Origin of the sequence: Leisingera sp. XS_AS12 (assembly GCF_041224635.1) — a bacterium.
Classification (GTDB): Bacteria; Pseudomonadota; Alphaproteobacteria; order Rhodobacterales; family Rhodobacteraceae; genus Leisingera.
Map to the genome: position 1 here is coordinate 199,562 of NZ_JBGFGM010000128.1, position 15,505 is coordinate 215,066.

14 protein-coding genes are annotated in these 15,505 nt (G+C 63.1%); 6 read left to right on the forward strand and 8 right to left on the reverse strand.

What is annotated here, in order from left to right:
• Window positions 1–2: 2 nt before the first annotated feature.
• Genes hemW through rph form a run of 3 tightly spaced genes read right to left on the reverse strand, consistent with a single transcriptional unit; the run spans window position 3 to window position 2,474 of the window.
• Entirely contained in the window at window positions 3–1,157 is a 1,155-nt protein-coding gene (hemW, locus tag AB9K35_RS22975) for a radical SAM family heme chaperone HemW (RefSeq protein WP_369929747.1), read from the reverse strand.
• Window positions 1,150–1,764 carry an RdgB/HAM1 family non-canonical purine NTP pyrophosphatase gene (rdgB, locus tag AB9K35_RS22980; RefSeq protein ID WP_369929749.1) on the reverse strand — a complete coding sequence of 205 codons (615 nt, stop codon included), beginning with the start codon at window positions 1,762–1,764 and terminating at the stop codon, window positions 1,150–1,152. The genes hemW and rdgB overlap by 8 nt, the downstream gene beginning before the upstream one ends.
• Window positions 1,761–2,474: a ribonuclease PH gene (gene rph, locus AB9K35_RS22985; RefSeq protein ID WP_222454385.1), complete on the reverse strand. Its 714-nt coding sequence runs from the start codon at window positions 2,472–2,474 to the stop codon at window positions 1,761–1,763. Before rph ends, rdgB begins: the two co-directional genes overlap by 4 nt.
• Before the next feature lie 143 nt (window positions 2,475–2,617).
• Between rph and hrcA the strand changes: the two genes are divergently transcribed.
• Window positions 2,618–3,682: a heat-inducible transcriptional repressor HrcA gene (gene hrcA / locus AB9K35_RS22990; protein WP_222454386.1), complete on the forward strand. Its 1,065-nt coding sequence runs from the start codon at window positions 2,618–2,620 to the stop codon at window positions 3,680–3,682.
• Window positions 3,683–3,691: 9 nt separating this feature from the next.
• A complete protein-coding gene (locus AB9K35_RS22995; protein WP_222454387.1) occupies window positions 3,692–4,255 on the forward strand; it encodes a nucleotide exchange factor GrpE in 564 nt (187 codons plus the stop codon).
• A 100-nt stretch (window positions 4,256–4,355) separates the two neighbouring features.
• Here AB9K35_RS22995 and mutS read toward each other — a convergent pair whose 3' ends face one another.
• Window positions 4,356–6,986 carry a DNA mismatch repair protein MutS gene (gene mutS / locus AB9K35_RS23000; protein WP_369929752.1) on the reverse strand — a complete coding sequence of 877 codons (2,631 nt, stop codon included), beginning with the start codon at window positions 6,984–6,986 and terminating at the stop codon, window positions 4,356–4,358.
• Between the two features lie 263 nt (window positions 6,987–7,249).
• Between mutS and AB9K35_RS23005 the strand changes: the two genes are divergently transcribed.
• A complete protein-coding gene (locus tag AB9K35_RS23005) occupies window positions 7,250–9,505 on the forward strand; it encodes an NADP-dependent malic enzyme (protein ID WP_369929754.1) in 2,256 nt (751 codons plus the stop codon).
• 6 nt (window positions 9,506–9,511) lie between these two features.
• A complete protein-coding gene (locus AB9K35_RS23010; RefSeq protein ID WP_369929756.1) occupies window positions 9,512–10,384 on the forward strand; it encodes a ribokinase in 873 nt (290 codons plus the stop codon).
• Window positions 10,385–10,456: 72 nt separating this feature from the next.
• Here AB9K35_RS23010 and msrA read toward each other — a convergent pair whose 3' ends face one another.
• The 4 genes from msrA to AB9K35_RS23030 form a co-directional block, all read right to left on the reverse strand.
• The gene (gene msrA / locus AB9K35_RS23015; RefSeq protein WP_369929757.1) at window positions 10,457–11,122 is read right to left on the reverse strand and encodes a peptide-methionine (S)-S-oxide reductase MsrA; all 666 of its coding nucleotides are present in this window, start codon (window positions 11,120–11,122) and stop codon (window positions 10,457–10,459) included.
• Window positions 11,123–11,229: 107 nt separating this feature from the next.
• Window positions 11,230–11,508 (reverse strand): SCP2 sterol-binding domain-containing protein, encoded by a 279-nt coding sequence (locus AB9K35_RS23020; RefSeq protein ID WP_369929759.1) that lies wholly within the window; start codon window positions 11,506–11,508, stop codon window positions 11,230–11,232.
• An 81-nt stretch (window positions 11,509–11,589) separates the two neighbouring features.
• Window positions 11,590–12,054: a DUF1810 domain-containing protein gene (locus AB9K35_RS23025; RefSeq protein WP_369929761.1), complete on the reverse strand. Its 465-nt coding sequence runs from the start codon at window positions 12,052–12,054 to the stop codon at window positions 11,590–11,592.
• A complete protein-coding gene (locus AB9K35_RS23030; RefSeq protein WP_369929763.1) occupies window positions 12,051–13,277 on the reverse strand; it encodes an argininosuccinate synthase in 1,227 nt (408 codons plus the stop codon). Before AB9K35_RS23030 ends, AB9K35_RS23025 begins: the two co-directional genes overlap by 4 nt.
• A gap of 97 nt (window positions 13,278–13,374) precedes the next feature.
• On the opposite strand from AB9K35_RS23030, the gene AB9K35_RS23035 reads away from it, so the two are divergent.
• On the forward strand, window positions 13,375–14,187 hold the full coding sequence (locus tag AB9K35_RS23035) for a hypothetical protein (protein WP_369929765.1): 813 nt from the start codon (window positions 13,375–13,377) through the stop codon (window positions 14,185–14,187).
• 84 nt (window positions 14,188–14,271) lie between these two features.
• Window positions 14,272–15,498, forward strand: coding sequence for a threonine ammonia-lyase IlvA (gene ilvA, locus AB9K35_RS23040; protein ID WP_222454396.1), 1,227 nt, complete (start codon window positions 14,272–14,274; stop codon window positions 15,496–15,498).
• Window positions 15,499–15,505: the final 7 nt, after the last annotated feature.

A 15,505-nucleotide genomic window follows, 5' to 3' on the forward strand; every position in this document is an offset into this window, starting at 1 on the left:
TTCTAATCCACCAGGAGTTCGCGGAGAACCGCGTTTAATAGGGCACGGCCCCGCAGGGTCGCGCAAAGCCTGTTGTCTGAGATAGTCACCATGCCCAGCTCTACAAGGTCTTTCAGTCGATCCTGGGGCAATTCCTGACCCGATAGTTGGGCATATCGTGCCATATCCAGACCTTCGGTGAGGCGCATCCCCATCATCAGGTATTCGGCTGCAGCATCTTGATTGGACAGGGCGTCGCTGAGGGATTCCCCATTGCCGGCGGCAACAGCCTGCAACCAGGCGCCCGGAGCGAGATGGGTTTCGGTAGCGTGGCGGACGCCATTCAATGTCAGCCGCCCATGCGCGCCGGGGCCGATGCCCGCATAGTCGCCATAGCGCCAGTAGATCTGGTTGTGTCGGGATTCCGCGCCGGGCTTGGCGTGGTTGGAAATCTCGTAGCCGTGCATGCCGTATTGGGCGCAGATCTCCTGCGTGGCGTGGTACATGTCCGCGGCGGTGTCATCGGCGGGAAGGTCGCGCAACTTGCCGCGGGCATAGCGGTCGCCAAAGGCGGTGCCATCCTCGATCGTGAGTTGATACAGCGACAAGTGGTCGATCGCCATCGACAGCGCCTCGTGCAGTTCTGCCTGCCAGGCGGCAAGGGTTTGACCCTGTCGCGCATAGATCAGATCAAAGCTGACGCGGTCGAAACAGTTGCGGGCGATATCGAAAGCGGCACGGGCTTCGTCGACGCTGTGGATGCGACCAAGACGGCGCAGATCCGTGTCGTTCAGAGCCTGAATTCCCATCGAGACCCTATTCACGCCGGCGTCGCGATACCCGGCAAAGCGTCCAGCCTCGACAGAGCCTGGATTTGCTTCAAGAGAGATCTCTATATCATTGGCAAAAGGCCAGATTTCACGTGCGCGTTCGATGATCACCGCAACGGTGTCTGGCTGCATCAGCGACGGGGTGCCGCCGCCGAAAAAGATCGAGTTCAGGACCCGGCCGGAAAGCTGTTCCGAGAGTCTGTCGAGTTCTGCCAAATAGGCTCTAGCCCATGCTTTCTGGTCTATATTGGCAGAGACATGGCTGTTGAAGTCGCAATAGGGGCATTTGGCTTGGCAAAAGGGCCAATGCACGTAGAGGCCAAAGCCCCCGTTGCGCCAGTCATCCACTGAAACAGCCCTCCACGAACTTTGCCAGAGCCTTGCCGCGATGGCTGATCCTGTGCTTTTCGGCCGGATCCATTTCCGCGCAGGTGCGATCGTGCCCATCAGGCATGAACATCGGATCGTAACCAAAGCCATGTTCGCCCCGGATGGGCCAGATCAGCTGGCCGGGCATGACGCCCTCGAACACCTCGTCGTGGCCGTCTGGCCAGGCGATCACCAGCGTGCAGCGGAACTGTGCGGTGCGCGGTGCCTCGGCGCCGACGGCGTTCAGCTCGTCATTGGCGCGGGTCATCGCCTGCATGAAATTGCGACCATTCGGGGTTTCGGCCCAATCGGCGGTATAGACGCCGGGCGCGCCATTCAGCGCGTCGATGGTGATGCCGGAATCGTCCGACAGGGCAGGGAGGCCGGTGGCCTGCGCCGCCGCGTGGGCCTTGATCCGGGCGTTGCCGACAAAGGTGTCCTCGGTTTCCTCGGGTTCCGGCAGATCCATTTCCGCGGCGCCAATGACGTTGACGCCGTAAGGCGCCAGGATCTCGGTGATCTCGGCCAGCTTGCCCTTGTTGTGGGTGGCGACAAGCAGCTTGCCGCCTTCCAGTTTGCGGGTCATGCGCAGGCAGCCTTCTGCATCTCGGCCAGCTCGGCGGTGCCCTTGGCGGCCAGGTCCATCAGCTCGTTCATCTGGTCGCGGGAGAACAGCGCGCCTTCGGCGGACATCTGCACTTCGATCAACTTGCCGGAGCCGGTCATGATGAAGTTGCCGTCGACGCCGGCCTCGGAGTCCTCGGGGTAGTCCAGATCCAGCACCGGCTGGCCGGCGTAGATGCCGCAGGAAACGGCCGAGACCGGGTCCAGCAGCGGGTCGATCTTGACGTCGCCGGCCTTCATCAGCTTGTTCACCGCCAGGCGCAGCGCCACCCAGCCGCCGGTGATCGAGGCGCAGCGGGTGCCGCCGTCGGCCTGCAGCACGTCACAGTCGACGGTGATCTGGCGCTCGCCCAAGGCAACACGATCGACGCCGGCGCGCAGGGCGCGGCCGATCAGGCGCTGGATCTCGACGGTGCGACCGCCCTGTTTGCCCGAGGCCGCCTCGCGGCGCATGCGGGTGTTGGTGGCGCGGGGCAGCATGCCGTATTCGGCGGTGACCCAGCCGAGGCCCGTGCCCTTGATGAAGGGAGGCACGCGGTCTTCGATGGTGGCGGTGCACAGCACGTGGGTGTCGCCTACCTTGATCAGGCATGAGCCCTCTGCGTGTTTGGTAAAGCCGGTCTCGATCGAAACCGGGCGCATCTCATTCAGGTTTCTTCCAGAGGGTCGCATGTCATTTCCTTTTTCTGTTGGCTTGGGGATAGCGCTCTGACCAACGGCGATGCAAGCCCGATTGACCTTTTGGACATCTGCTCTTTAATGACATTCCGATACCGGGTTCCTATGTTTAGAACGGATTTAGCGCAGGAAGACCGATGAGTGAGCCGAACAACATTCTGGAGGATCTGAACGACCGTTCCCGGGAGGTGTTCCGGACGGTGGTCGAGACGTATCTGGAGAGCGGCGACCCGGTGGGAAGCCGCACGCTGAGCCGATCGCTGAGCGAGAAGGTCAGCGCCGCAACAATCCGAAACGTGATGCAGGATCTGGAGTTCATGGGTCTGCTGGACAGCCCGCATGTCAGCGCCGGCCGGGTGCCGACGCAGCTGGGCCTGCGGATGTTTGTCGACGGGTTGTTGGAGGTCGAGGACCTTGCGGTCGACGATCGCGAAAAGATCGATGCCACGTTGGGGCGCAACGCCGGCGATGTTGGCAGCATGCTGGATCGTGTCGGGGCGGCCCTGTCCGGGGTGACCCGAGGCGCCTCGCTGGTTCTGACGCCCAAGCATGAGGCGGAGATTCGCCACATCGAATTCGTGTCCCTGGCCCATGATCGGGCCTTGGTGGTGCTGGTGTTTTCCGATGGTCACGTGGAAAATCGCCTGTTCAAGCCACCACCGGGCCAGACCCCCAGCTCGATGAGGGAGGCCGCGAATTTCCTGAACTCGTTGATCGAGGGGCGCACGCTGAGCGACGTCCAGCGCCAGATTCAGCGCGAGATCTCGGCCCGGCGGCAGGAGATCGACAGCCTTGCGCATGAGATGATCGAAAGCGGCCTGGCCGCCTGGGAGGATGACGGCAGCGACCGTGCGCGGCTGATCGTGCGCGGCCGGTCGAATCTTCTGGCTGACACCGGTGCGGCCGAGGAGTTGGAGCGCATTCGGACCCTGTTCGACGATCTGGAACGTAAGCGGGACATTGCCGAATTCCTGGAACTGACCGAGGACGGTGAGGGTGTACGCATTTTTATCGGCTCGGAGAACAAACTTTTCTCACTTTCGGGTTCCTCTTTGGTGGTGTCTCCCTATATGAACGCGGATCGAAAGATCATCGGTGCGGTGGGTGTCATTGGCCCGACGCGCCTGAATTACGGACGGATTGTGCCGATCGTGGACTACACGGCACAACTGGTCGGCAAGCTGTTGTCCGACCGGAGTTAGAGGTGAAACATGGCAGAGCTCAAGGACGAAGACTTTCTGGATGACATCGCCGCCGCCGAGGCGGAGGAGATGGCGGCGCAAACGGAGGAGTTTGATGACGCCTCGCTGGAAATCGACGCGCTCCGGGCAGAGCGGGATGAGCTGAAAGACCGGTTCATGCGAGCCTTGGCAGATGCCGAAAATGCTCGCAAGCGTGGCGACAAGGCACGCCGTGAAGCGGAGAATTACGGTGGCTCGAAACTGGCCCGCGATATGCTGCCTGTCTACGACAACATGAAACGGGCCATTGAATCGGCGACCGACGAGCAGCGCGAAGTGGCTGCTGCGCTGATCGAAGGTGTCGAACTGACGATGCGCTCGTTGCTGGGCGTGTTTGAAAAGCACGGCATCCGCATCGTTTCGCCGGAGGTCGGCGACAAGTTCGACCCGCAGCTGCATGAAGCGATGTTCGAGGCTCCGGTGCCGGGGACCAAGGCGGGGGAGATCATCCAGGTTTCCGCCGAAGGTTTCATGTTGCACGACCGGCTGCTGCGCGCCGCGCAGGTCGGGGTGTCGTCGACACCGGACAGCTGATCCCTCCCCGGCAGGCGTTGAGGCCCTGGCGGGCCTGCGCCTCCGGCGGGAGTATTTTGGGAAAGATGAAGAAGCGGTCCCCGAGGGGGCCGCTTTTGTTTTACCTGGCGGCTTCCTTGAGCTTGTAGAGCGCTTCCAGTGCTTCACGCGGGGACAGGTCGTCCGGGTGGATGCCGTCCAGGAGTTCCAGCACCGGCGACGGCGCAGCGCTTGGCTTGGGCTGTGGTGGTGGCGCGGCGGCAAACAGCGGCAGGTCGTCGATCTGCACCTTGCCGCCACCTTCCCGGCTGCCTTTTTCCAGCATGTCCAGCACGTCGCGGGCGCGCGCAACGACCGAGGCCGGCAGCCCGGCCAACTGCGCCACCTGCACGCCATAGGAGCGATCGGCTGCCCCCTTGCGGACCTCGTGCAGGAAGATGACCTCTCCTTCCCACTCCTTGACCGCAACGGTGGCGTTGTCGACGCCCTCCAGCTTGGCAGCGAGTTGGGTCAATTCGTGGTAATGGGTGGCGAACAGGGCGCGGGACCGGTTCACCTCATGCAGGTGTTCCAGGGTCGCCCAGGCGATCGACAAGCCGTCATAGGTCGCGGTGCCGCGGCCGATTTCATCGAGGATCACCAACGCCCGATCGTCGGCCTGGTTCAGGATTGCGGCGGTTTCGACCATCTCCACCATGAAGGTGGAGCGCCCCCGCGCGAGGTCGTCCGAGGCGCCGACGCGACTGAACAGCTGGCTGACGATGCCGATATGCGCGCGCTCCGCCGGCACGTAGCTGCCCATCTGCGCGAGCAGGGCAATCAGCGCGTTCTGCCGCAGGAAGGTCGATTTACCCGCCATGTTCGGGCCGGTCAGCAACCAGACCGCGGCCCCGTCATCGGCGCTGAGATCACAGTCGTTGGCGACGAAGGTCTCGCCGCCCTGCTGGCGCAGGGCCTGTTCGACCACCGGGTGACGTCCGCCTTCCACGTGGAACGCGCGGCTGTTGTCGACCTGCGGGCGGGTCCAGCCTTCGCCGCGGGCCAGATCGGCCAGCGCGGTCAGAAGATCCAGTTCGGCAAGGGCGCGGGCGGCGGTATTCAACTGCGGGGCTGACGCCAGAATTGCGTCTGTCAGCCTTTTGTAGAGCCGCTTTTCGATTTCCAGCGCCAGGTTGCCCGCGTTCAGGATGCGGGTCTCGATCTCGCTCAGCTCCACGGTGGTGAAGCGCACCTGGTTGGCGGTCGTCTGGCGGTGGATGAAGGTCTCGTTCAGCGGCGGCGACATCATCTTGTCCGCGTGGGTCGCGGTGGTTTCGATGAAATAGCCCAGCACGTTGTTGTGCTTGATCTTCAGCGAGGCAACGCCGGCCTGTTCGGCATATTTCTGCTGCATCGCCGCGATGACGCCCCGCCCTTCGTCGCGCAGGGTGCGAGCCTCGTCCAGCTCCGGATCATATCCTGCGGCGATGAAGCCGCCATCGCGCGCCAGCAGCGGCGGGTCGGCGATCAGGGCGGCGTCCAGAAGGGAGAGCAGATCATCAAACCCTTGCAGGTCGGCAATCGCCGCGCTCATCAGCTGTGGCAGGTCCTGGTCCCTGCAGCGATCGACGATCTGTTCCGCCTGCGCGAGCCCGTTGCGGATGGCGGCAAGGTCGCGGGGACCGCCACGTTCCAGTGCCAGTCGCGACAGGGCACGATCCAGGTCAGGGGTCTTGCGCAATGCATCGCGGAGATCCTGGGCCAGCTGGCTGTGCTCCACCACGTGGTCCAATGCGGACAGGCGTCGGTGGATGACATCCTGGTTGCGCGAGGGGCTGGAAAGCCGTTGCTCCAGCAGTCTGGCGCCACCGGGGGTGACGGTGCGGTCCACCACGGACAGCAGCGAGCCGGCGCGGCCACCGGAGAGTGATTTCGTCAACTCAAGGTTGCGACGGGTCGCTGCATCGATCTGCACCACCCGGTCCTGCGCCTCCTGCTGCGGCGGTTGCAGCAGCGGCAGTTTGCCCTTCTGGGTGATCTCCAGGTAGTCGATCAGGGCCCCCATCGCGGACACTTCGGCGCGGGTAAACGTGCCGAAGCCATCCAGCGCGCTGACGTTGAACAGCGTGCAGATGCGCTTCTCGGCCGCGGTGCTGTCAAAGCTGGCCTTGCCCAGCGGAGTGAGGGGGATCTTGTATTCATTCGCCAGCGGGCGGACCGTATCCAGCGCAGGCCCGTCGGCGACCAGCAGCTCGGACGGGGCCAGTCGTGCAAGCTCGGGGGAGAGGCGCACGCGGGCGATCGGCATCACGTGAAACGCGCCGGTCGAAATATCCGCCCAAGCCAGCGCGGCTTCCTCGCGCAGCTCGGCATAGGCGACCAGAAAATTGTGGCTGCGGGCCTCCAGCAGAGAGTCTTCGGTCAGGGTGCCCGGGGTTACCAATCGCACCACGTCGCGCTTTACGACCGATTTAGACCCGCGTTTCTTGGCTTCTGCGGGGCTTTCCAGCTGTTCCCCGACCGCCACCCGGAACCCTTTGCGGATCAGCGTCAGCAGGTAACCTTCGGCGGCGTGGACCGGCACGCCGCACATGGGGATGTCCTCTCCGTTGTGTTTGCCACGTTTGGTCAGGGCGATGTCCAGCGCCTCGGCGGCGTTGATGGCATCGTCAAAGAACATCTCGTAGAAATCGCCCATCCGATAGAACAGCAACGCATCCGAATGCGCTGCCTTGATTTCGAGATACTGCGCCATCATGGGCGTAACGGTCATGCAAATTCCCCCGGTCCGTCTTTGCCCGACTTCTACAATGCAGGCAGGCCGAGGAAAACCCGGATGTGCGGGCGCGCAGACGCGGGAAGGAGGGTGGCGAATGACGGTGGATAGAGACGGAACTGCGGCAAAAAAGCAGGAAAATTCACAGGAGTTTCGCTGTTTTTATCTGAATTCCGAAGATAGAGATTCTTGAAACCCCGGATTGAGAGGCGCCCGACGCTGGGGTAAGACGAGGGCGTTGCGAAGAGGACTAGGACCTAATGCCCAAAACAAAGATCACCGACGCAGAAGCACTGGCGTTTCACCTGGAACCGTCTCCCGGCAAATGGGAGATAAACGCAACCGTCCCGATGACCACCCAGCGCGACCTGTCGCTGGCCTACAGCCCTGGCGTTGCAGTTCCCTGTGAAGCGATCGCGGCCAACCCGGAGACCGCCTACGACTATACCAACAAGGGCAATCTGGTCGCGGTGATCTCGAACGGCACCGCGGTTCTGGGGCTGGGCAACCTCGGCGCGCTCGGCTCCAAACCGGTGATGGAGGGCAAGTCGGTCCTGTTCAAACGCTTTGCCGACGTGAACTCGATCGACATCGAGCTGGATACCGAGGACCCGGACAAATTCATCGAGGCCGTCAAGCTGATGGGGCCGACCTTTGGCGGCATCAACCTTGAGGACATCAAGGCGCCGGAATGTTTCATCATCGAGCAGCGTCTCAAGGAAGAGATGGACATCCCGGTGTTTCACGACGACCAGCACGGCACCGCGGTGATCTGTGCGGCCGGCCTGATCAATGCGCTGCACCTGTCGGGCAAGAAGATCGAGGATGTGAAGATCGTCCTGAACGGTGCGGGTGCCGCCGGCATTGCCTGCATCGAGCTGTTGAAGGCCATGGGTGCGCGGCACGAAAACTGCATCGTCTGTGATACCAAGGGCGTGATCTACCAGGGCCGCACCGAGGGCATGAACCAGTGGAAATCGGCCCATGCCATCACCACCGAGCTGCGCACGCTGGAAGAGGCAATGCGCGGTGCGGACGTCTTCCTGGGGGTGTCGGTCAAGGGGGCCGTGACGCAGGAAATGGTGAGATCCATGGCCGACAACCCGGTGATCTTTGCCATGGCCAACCCGGATCCGGAAATCACCCCGGAGGAAGCCCACGAGGTGCGCGTCGATGCCATCGTCGCCACCGGCCGGTCGGATTATCCGAACCAGGTCAACAACGTGCTGGGCTTTCCCTACCTGTTCCGCGGCGCGCTCGACATTCATGCCCGCGCCATCAATGACGAAATGAAGATCGCCTGCGCCCATGCGCTGGCCGCGCTGGCGCGTGAGGATGTGCCGGATGAGGTGGCGCTGGCCTATGGCAAGTCGCTGTCGTTCGGGCGTGACTACATCATCCCGACGCCGTTCGACCCGCGTCTGATCCACCGCATCCCGCCGGCGGTGGCCAAGGCGGGGATGGACACCGGCGCTGCGCGCCGTCCGATCGTGGACATGGATGCCTATGAACATGGTCTGCGCGGCCGCATGGACCCCACGCAATCGGTGCTGCGCGGCCTGAACGCACGGGCGCGGGCTGCCCAGTCCCGGATGATCTTTGCCGAAGGCGACGACCCGCGGGTGCTGCGCGCGGCGGTGATGTACCAGCGCTCCGGTTTCGGCAAGGCGCTGGTTGTCGGCCGGCCAGACGACGTGAAGGCCAAACTCGAGGAAGCCGGCCTGGGTGATGCGGCGCGTGAGCTGGAGGTGGTGAACGCCGCCAACACGCAGCATTTTGAGACCTACAAGGACTTCCTGTACGACCGGCTGAACCGCAGGGGTCACGACCGCAAGGACATTCACCGCCTGGTCGGCCGCGACCGGCATGTGTTCTCGGCGCTGATGCTGGCGCATGGGCATGGCGATGGCCTGGTGACCGGGGCAACCCGCAAGTCGGCGCATGTGCTGGACCGCATCAACCATGTCTTTGACGCCGACGCCGCGCATGGCGCTGCCGGGGTCACCGCGCTGCTGCACAAGGGCCGCATCGTGCTGATCGGCGACACGCTGGTGCATGAATGGCCGGACGAGAACGACCTGGCCAACATCGCTGAACGGGCTGCCGGCGTCGCCCGCCACATGGGTCTGGAACCGCGGGTTGCCTTCGTCAGCTTCTCGACCTTCGGCTACCCGGTGTCGGAGCGGGCCGAGAAGATGCACCGTGCGCCTGCGGTGCTGGATCAGCGCGGGGTGGATTTCGAGTATGAAGGCGAGATGACCGTGGATGTGGCGCTGAACGCCGCCGCGCAGGAGGCCTACCCGTTCCAGCGCCTGACCGGTCCTGCCAACATCCTGATCGTGCCGGCCCGGCACTCGGCCTCGATCTCGGTCAAGCTGATGCAGGAGATGGGCGGTGCCACGGTGGTCGGTCCGATCCTGTCAGGCATCGACAAGCCGATTCAGATTTGCTCGACGACCTCGACCGCAAATGACATCCTGAACATGGCGGTTCTGGCCGCCTGCAACATCGGGTGATCGGGCATGGCCATCTTGAACCTGGGATCGATCAACGCGGACATGGTCTATGCCATGCCGCATCTGCCGGCGCCGGGGGAAACCCTGGCCGCCGGTGGCTTGCAGAAGTTCCTGGGGGGCAAGGGGGCCAATATGTCAGTGGCCGCCACCCGCGGCGGCAGCGAGGTAAAGCACATCGGCGCGGTCGGGGCGGATGGTGTCTGGGCGGTTGAGCGGCTGGCAGACTATGGCGTGGATGTGGAGCATGTCGCCCGGCTGGATACGCCGACTGGCCATGCCATCATCGCGGTGGACCGGGACGGAGAGAACCTGATCATTCTTTATCCCGGGGCCAACCGGGAGCTGACCATGGCGCAGTTGGACCGCGCCTTTGCCCAGGCGGCGCCCGGCGACATCCTGGTCTTGCAGAACGAGACCAACCTGCAGGCCGAGGCGGCCGAACGCGGCAATGCAAAAGGACTGCGGGTCTGCTATGCGGCAGCACCTTTTGATGCGGCGGCGGTGCAGGCGGTGCTGCCCCATCTCGACTTCCTGATCCTGAACGAGGTCGAGGCGGAACAGCTGCGGCAGGCCACCGGCAAGACCCCGGCCGATCTGGGGGTGCGCGACGTGATCATCACGCTGGGCGCCAAGGGCGCGCGGCATATCGACGGGGCCAGCGGCGCGGTGCTGGATGTGCCGGCCCTGCCGGTCACCGCGGTTGACACAACCGGCGCCGGCGACACCTTTACCGGCTATGTGCTGTCGGCGCTGGACCGGGGGCTTTCAATGGCCGACGCCATGGCAGAGGCCGCGCGCGCCGGCGCGCTGATGGTCACGCGGCGCGGTACCGCGGATGTGATCCCGACCCGTCAGGAAGTTGCCGACGCGCAGTTCTGAGCCGCAGATCGGCACTTTTCTGGCTGTAGGAAAATTGAAAGTATTGGCCTCACCTCATGGGTGGTTTTGCCTTCAATACCCACCGGCAAAGGGGGCCGCGTCGCCCCACAGCTGGCGCACCCGTTGATCGCGCCCGCAGGCCTTGCGATAGCGTTTGTAGGCCGCAGCCTGCCGTTTCGGGCCAAAGCGGGTGAACACCAGGCTGTCGCCCTTGTAATAGTCCTGATGATAGTTTTCGGCCCGGTAGAACCGGCTGCTGTCCAGAACGGGGGTGACGATCTTTTGCCCCAGTTCCGCCTGCGCCTGCGCGATCACCTCCTGCGCCAAAGCCCTTTCAACCTTGTTAGAGACGAATATAGCGGTGCGGTAGCTGTCGCCGCGGTCGCAGAACTGGCCGCCCGCGTCGGTGGGATCGACAGAACGCAGGAACATTTGCAGCAGCTGTCGACGTGAGACTTTCGACGGATCAAACCTAATCTGAACCGCCTCGTAATGGCCGGTGTTGCCACCGGTCACGGATTTGTAGGTCGGGTTCTTGGTGCTGCCGCCGGTATAGCCAGACACGGCCTCGGTCACGCCGCGCACCGTTTCAAAATCACTTTCGACGCACCAGAAACAGCCGCCGGCGACGGTCAGCACCTGGGTCTCCTGCGCCTGCACGGGATGCGCCCGCGCCACGCAGCCCAGCACGATCAGGCCCACCAGGGCCACGGATTTTATCTGGTTCAGAAACCGCATTCTTGCCTCCAGCTCCGGTTGCGGCCAGCCTGCCTGCGGGGGGCGGCGGGCTCAAGCCTCGGGCGGGGGGAGTCACCGATTGGTGATCGCAAGTGACCGGTGTCGGATCAGCCGATCAGCTTGCTGAGTTTCAGCGCCACGCCCATGTCGCCGGACAGCTTGATCTTGCCCATCATCACCGCGGTGGCCGGGTTCAGCTTGCCGGTCAGAAGCTTGGTCAGGTTTTCCGGGCTGAGCCGCAGGGTGCAATCGGTGTCGCGGTCTTCGGTGCTGGCGGTACCATCGGCGAGAACAATCACCCCGTCAGCGCCGCAGTCAAATTTCAGCGAGCCGTCAAAGGGACGGTTGTCCAGATTCTTGCGGATGTCGGCTGCGATCTCTTCCATGCCCTGTACCTCCCTTGGCTGCAGCAAGGGTTAGGCAGGCTTGATACGCCGCTCAATCCTGACCCAGCGGTAGTTGCAGGGTTACGTTGCGGAAAGGGCGTCTTGGGTCAGCGGGCAGGGCGCGCCGCCATAAAATGCATCCAGAACCTGGCTGCACTCGCCCGGCGCATCGGGAACGGCTGCAAACAGCGTCATGGAGGAGCGCAGCTTTTTCGCGTCCACCGCGCCGAGAATGGCAGCGGGATCACTGTCGGCGTGGGCCAGCATCAGCTGACAGACTTCCTGAAGCCGCGCGCGCAGGAGGTCGTGGTCGAGATAGGCCTTGGCCTCCGCGAGATCTTCGATCCCGTAGAGTTGTGCCATGTGGGATTTGCCCAGTTCGGCCAGCTGGGGAAAGACGAACCACATCCAGTGGCTCGTCTTTTTGCCGGCGGCAAGTTCGCTCAGGACATCTGACCAGACAGTGTCCTGAGCCTCGACGAACATCTCCAGCTCTTCCGCGAAATCATCCTCGAAATCGCCGTCTATGTCGTCGTACTCGCTCACTTCTTGATCCGGCGCTCGCGGGCGGCCAGCAGTTTCAGGCGCAGCGCGTTCAGCTGGATGAAGCCTGCCGCGTCCTTCTGGTCGTAGGCGCCTGCGTCTTCCTCAAAGGTCACATGGGCCTCGGAGTACAGCGAGTTTTCGGACCAGCGGCCAACAGTGTTGGCAGAGCCTTTGTACAGTTTTACCCGCACGGTGCCGGACACATGGGTCTGGCTGGCGTCGATGGCGGCCTGCAGCATTTCGCGCTCGGGCGAGTACCAGAAGCCGTTGTAGATCAGCTCTGCGTACTGGGGCATCAGCTGGTCTTTCAGGTGCATCGCGCCACGGTCCATAGTGATGGATTCGATGCCGCGGTGTGCTTCCAGCAGGATGGTGCCGCCCGGGGTTTCATAGATGCCACGGGATTTCATGCCGACAAAGCGGCCCTCAACCAGATCCAGGCGGCCGATGCCGTGCTTGCGGCCGTACTCATTGAGCTCGGTCAGGATGGTTGCCGGGGACATTGCCTCGCCATTGATGGCGACCGGATCACCCTTCTCGAAAGTGATCTCGATGAATTCCGGCTTGTCGGGTGCGTCCTCGGGGTGGACGGTGCGCTGGTAAACGTAATCGGGCGCCATTTCCGCCGGGTCTTCCAGAACTTTGCCTTCCGAGGAGGTATGCAGCAGGTTGGCATCGACCGAGAAGGGGGCCTCGCCGCGCTTGTCCTTGGCGATCGGGATCTGATGCGCCTCGGCGAATTCCAGCAGCTTGGTGCGCGAGGTGAGGTCCCACTCGCGCCAGGGCGCGATGACCTTGATGTCGGGGTTCAGCGCGTAGGCCGCCAGTTCGAAGCGGACCTGGTCGTTGCCTTTGCCGGTGGCGCCATGGGCGACCGCATCGGCACCGGTGGCTTCGGCGATCTCGACCAGGCGCTTGGAGATCAGCGGGCGGGCAATCGAGGTGCCCAGCAGGTACAGACCTTCGTAAACCGCATTGGCGCGGAACATCGGGAAGACGAAGTCGCGGACGAATTCCTCGCGCACATCTTCGATGAAGATGTTTTCCGGCTTGATGCCCAGCATTTCCGCTTTCTTGCGGGCGGGCTCCAGCTCTTCCCCCTGGCCGAGATCGGCGGTGAAGGTGACAACTTCGCAGCCGTATTCGGTTTGCAGCCACTTGAGGATGATCGAGGTGTCGAGGCCGCCGGAATAGGCGAGCACAACTTTCTTGGGCGCGGACATGGAATTCCCTCTCAGGTCAGAACGACTGGGGCGTAGCGGGTTTTGGCTGAAAGAGCAAGGTTGTCCGGGGTTTTCTACCCCATGCGCTGCGTCTAGGGTGCGGACGATAGAAATTAATCATTTGGAGACGGCCGTAATGAAAGGCTGGACTATTTTTACGCATTCGGTGCGCATGGTGATGCGGAATTTGAATTACGCGGTCCGGATCGCTGCCGGGCCAGTGCTGATCGGGCTCGCGGTAGTGTACGCAATGCTGGCAAGCGCGGGGCTGCCGCTGACGCTGATGGCCGATCAGCAGGCGTTGTCGCAGGTGTTTGCGGCAGGCGGCTTTGGCCTGACGCTGCTGGTGGTGTTTTTGGTCATGATGGCGGTGCAGGTCTGGGTGTTTGTGTCCTGGCACCGCTTTGTGCTGCTGGAGGAATACCCCAGCGGCCTGCTGCCAGCGTTCCGCGCGGATCGTATTCTGGCCTATGTCGGCAATGCGCTGCTACTCTTTCTTGTTGGCATGGCATTCTTGATTCCGGTCGCGGGCACTGCAGTGCTGGCCGCTGGAATCCTAGGCGAAAGCGGCGCAGCGGTAAGTGTGCTGGTCGCCATTCTGTTTTGCTTGTTTATGGCGGTGGCGATCTACCGTCTGACACCCATTCTGCCGGCAGCGGCAATCGGACAGCCGCTGAAGTTGCGCGATGCCTGGGACAAGACGCGGGGCACCACCACCACAATCGTGATGCTGGTGGTTCTTCTGGCGGTGTTCAACGTTCTGCTGCAAGTGGTTGTCGATCTGTCGATGGCGGTGTTTGCGCCGCTTGGCATCCTGTTCATGATCCTGGCGACGCTGGTCGCAACGCTGGTCAACGTCAGCGTCGTCACCACCTTCTATGGCCACTACGTGGAGGGGCGCCCGATCTGACCGGCGCGGCCTTTGACGGTATTCTTATGTATGCTTTAACCCCGCCCCTTGCCTTGGGGGCGGGCTTGCGCCACTGAATGGCTCATGAGCGATTTCAAGACCCAGGCCAGAGAGGCCGAGGCGGCGATGCGCGATGTGTTCCCGCCCACGCCGCTTCAACGCAATGTGCACCTGTCGGAGCGCTTCGGCGCCGACATCTACCTGAAGCGCGAAGACCTGAGCCCGGTGCGCTCCTACAAGATCCGCGGCGCGCTGAATGCGATGCGCAAGCAGCCGGATCAGGAGCTGTTCGTCTGCGCCTCGGCCGGCAACCATGCGCAGGGTGTGGCCTATATGTGCCGCCACATGGGCAAGCGCGGGGTGATCTTCATGCCGGTGACGACGCCGCAGCAAAAGATCCAGAAAACCCGGATGTTCGGCGGCGACAACATCGAGATCCACCTCGTCGGCGACTATTTCGACATCTGCCTGGCCGCCGCGCAGGAGTGGTGCGCGCAGGAAGGTGGCCACTTCCTGTCCCCCTTCGACGATGCCGATGTGATCGAAGGCCAAGCGTCGATCGCGGTCGAGATCGAGGAACAACTGGGCGAGGTGCCCGATCACGTGATCCTGCCGGTGGGCGGCGGCGGCATGTCAGCGGGGGTCTATTCGTGGTTCGGCGACGCGGTGCACAGCCTGTTCGTCGAGCCCGATGGCGGCGCCTGCCTGCGCGCGGCGCTGAAGGCGGGCAAGCCGGTGCCGCTGGAGCGGGTCGACACCTTCGTCGACGGTGCCGCGGTGGGGCGGATCGGTGAACAGCCCTTTGACATCCTGAAGGACGTGCCGCTGCCGGATGTGTTGAGCGTTGCAGAGGACCGGATCTGTGCCACCATCATCGAGATGCTGAACGTCGAGGGCATCGTGCTGGAGCCGGCCGGGGCGCTTTCGGTCGAGGCCTTGCAGGATGTGCGCTCGTGGATCCGGGGCAAGACCGTGGTCTGCGTGACGTCTGGCGGCAACTTCGATTTTGAACGCCTGCCGGAGGTGAAAGAACGTGCGCAGCGCTATTCCGGGGTAAAGAAATACTTCCTGTTGCGGTTGCCGCAGCGGCCCGGCGCGCTGAAAGAGTTCCTTGGCATTCTGGGGCCGGAGGATGACATTGCCCGCTTTGAATACATGAAGAAGTCGGCGCGCAACTTCGGCTCGGTTCTGATCGGGATCGAAACCAAGAGACCGGAGAATTTCGAGCAGTTGTTTGCACGGCTGGATGCGGCCGGGATGACGTATACGGACATCACCCGGGATGAGACGCTGGCCCAGTTCGTGATCTGAGCGCCTC

Coding starts and splice junctions, on each gene's coding strand:
- rdgB (WP_369929749.1), bottom strand. CDS start 1,764: ATGACCCGCAAACTGGAAGGCGGCAAGCTGCTTGTCGCCACCCACAAC.
- rph (WP_222454385.1), bottom strand. CDS start 2,474: ATGCGACCCTCTGGAAGAAACCTGAATGAGATGCGCCCGGTTTCGATC.
- hrcA (WP_222454386.1), top strand. CDS start 2,618: ATGAGTGAGCCGAACAACATTCTGGAGGATCTGAACGACCGTTCCCGG.
- AB9K35_RS22995 (WP_222454387.1), top strand. CDS start 3,692: ATGGCAGAGCTCAAGGACGAAGACTTTCTGGATGACATCGCCGCCGCC.
- mutS (WP_369929752.1), bottom strand. CDS start 6,986: ATGACCGTTACGCCCATGATGGCGCAGTATCTCGAAATCAAGGCAGCG.
- AB9K35_RS23005 (WP_369929754.1), top strand. CDS start 7,250: ATGCCCAAAACAAAGATCACCGACGCAGAAGCACTGGCGTTTCACCTG.
- AB9K35_RS23010 (WP_369929756.1), top strand. CDS start 9,512: ATGGCCATCTTGAACCTGGGATCGATCAACGCGGACATGGTCTATGCC.
- msrA (WP_369929757.1), bottom strand. CDS start 11,122: ATGCGGTTTCTGAACCAGATAAAATCCGTGGCCCTGGTGGGCCTGATC.
- AB9K35_RS23020 (WP_369929759.1), bottom strand. CDS start 11,508: ATGGAAGAGATCGCAGCCGACATCCGCAAGAATCTGGACAACCGTCCC.
- AB9K35_RS23030 (WP_369929763.1), bottom strand. CDS start 13,277: ATGTCCGCGCCCAAGAAAGTTGTGCTCGCCTATTCCGGCGGCCTCGAC.
- ilvA (WP_222454396.1), top strand. CDS start 14,272: ATGAGCGATTTCAAGACCCAGGCCAGAGAGGCCGAGGCGGCGATGCGC.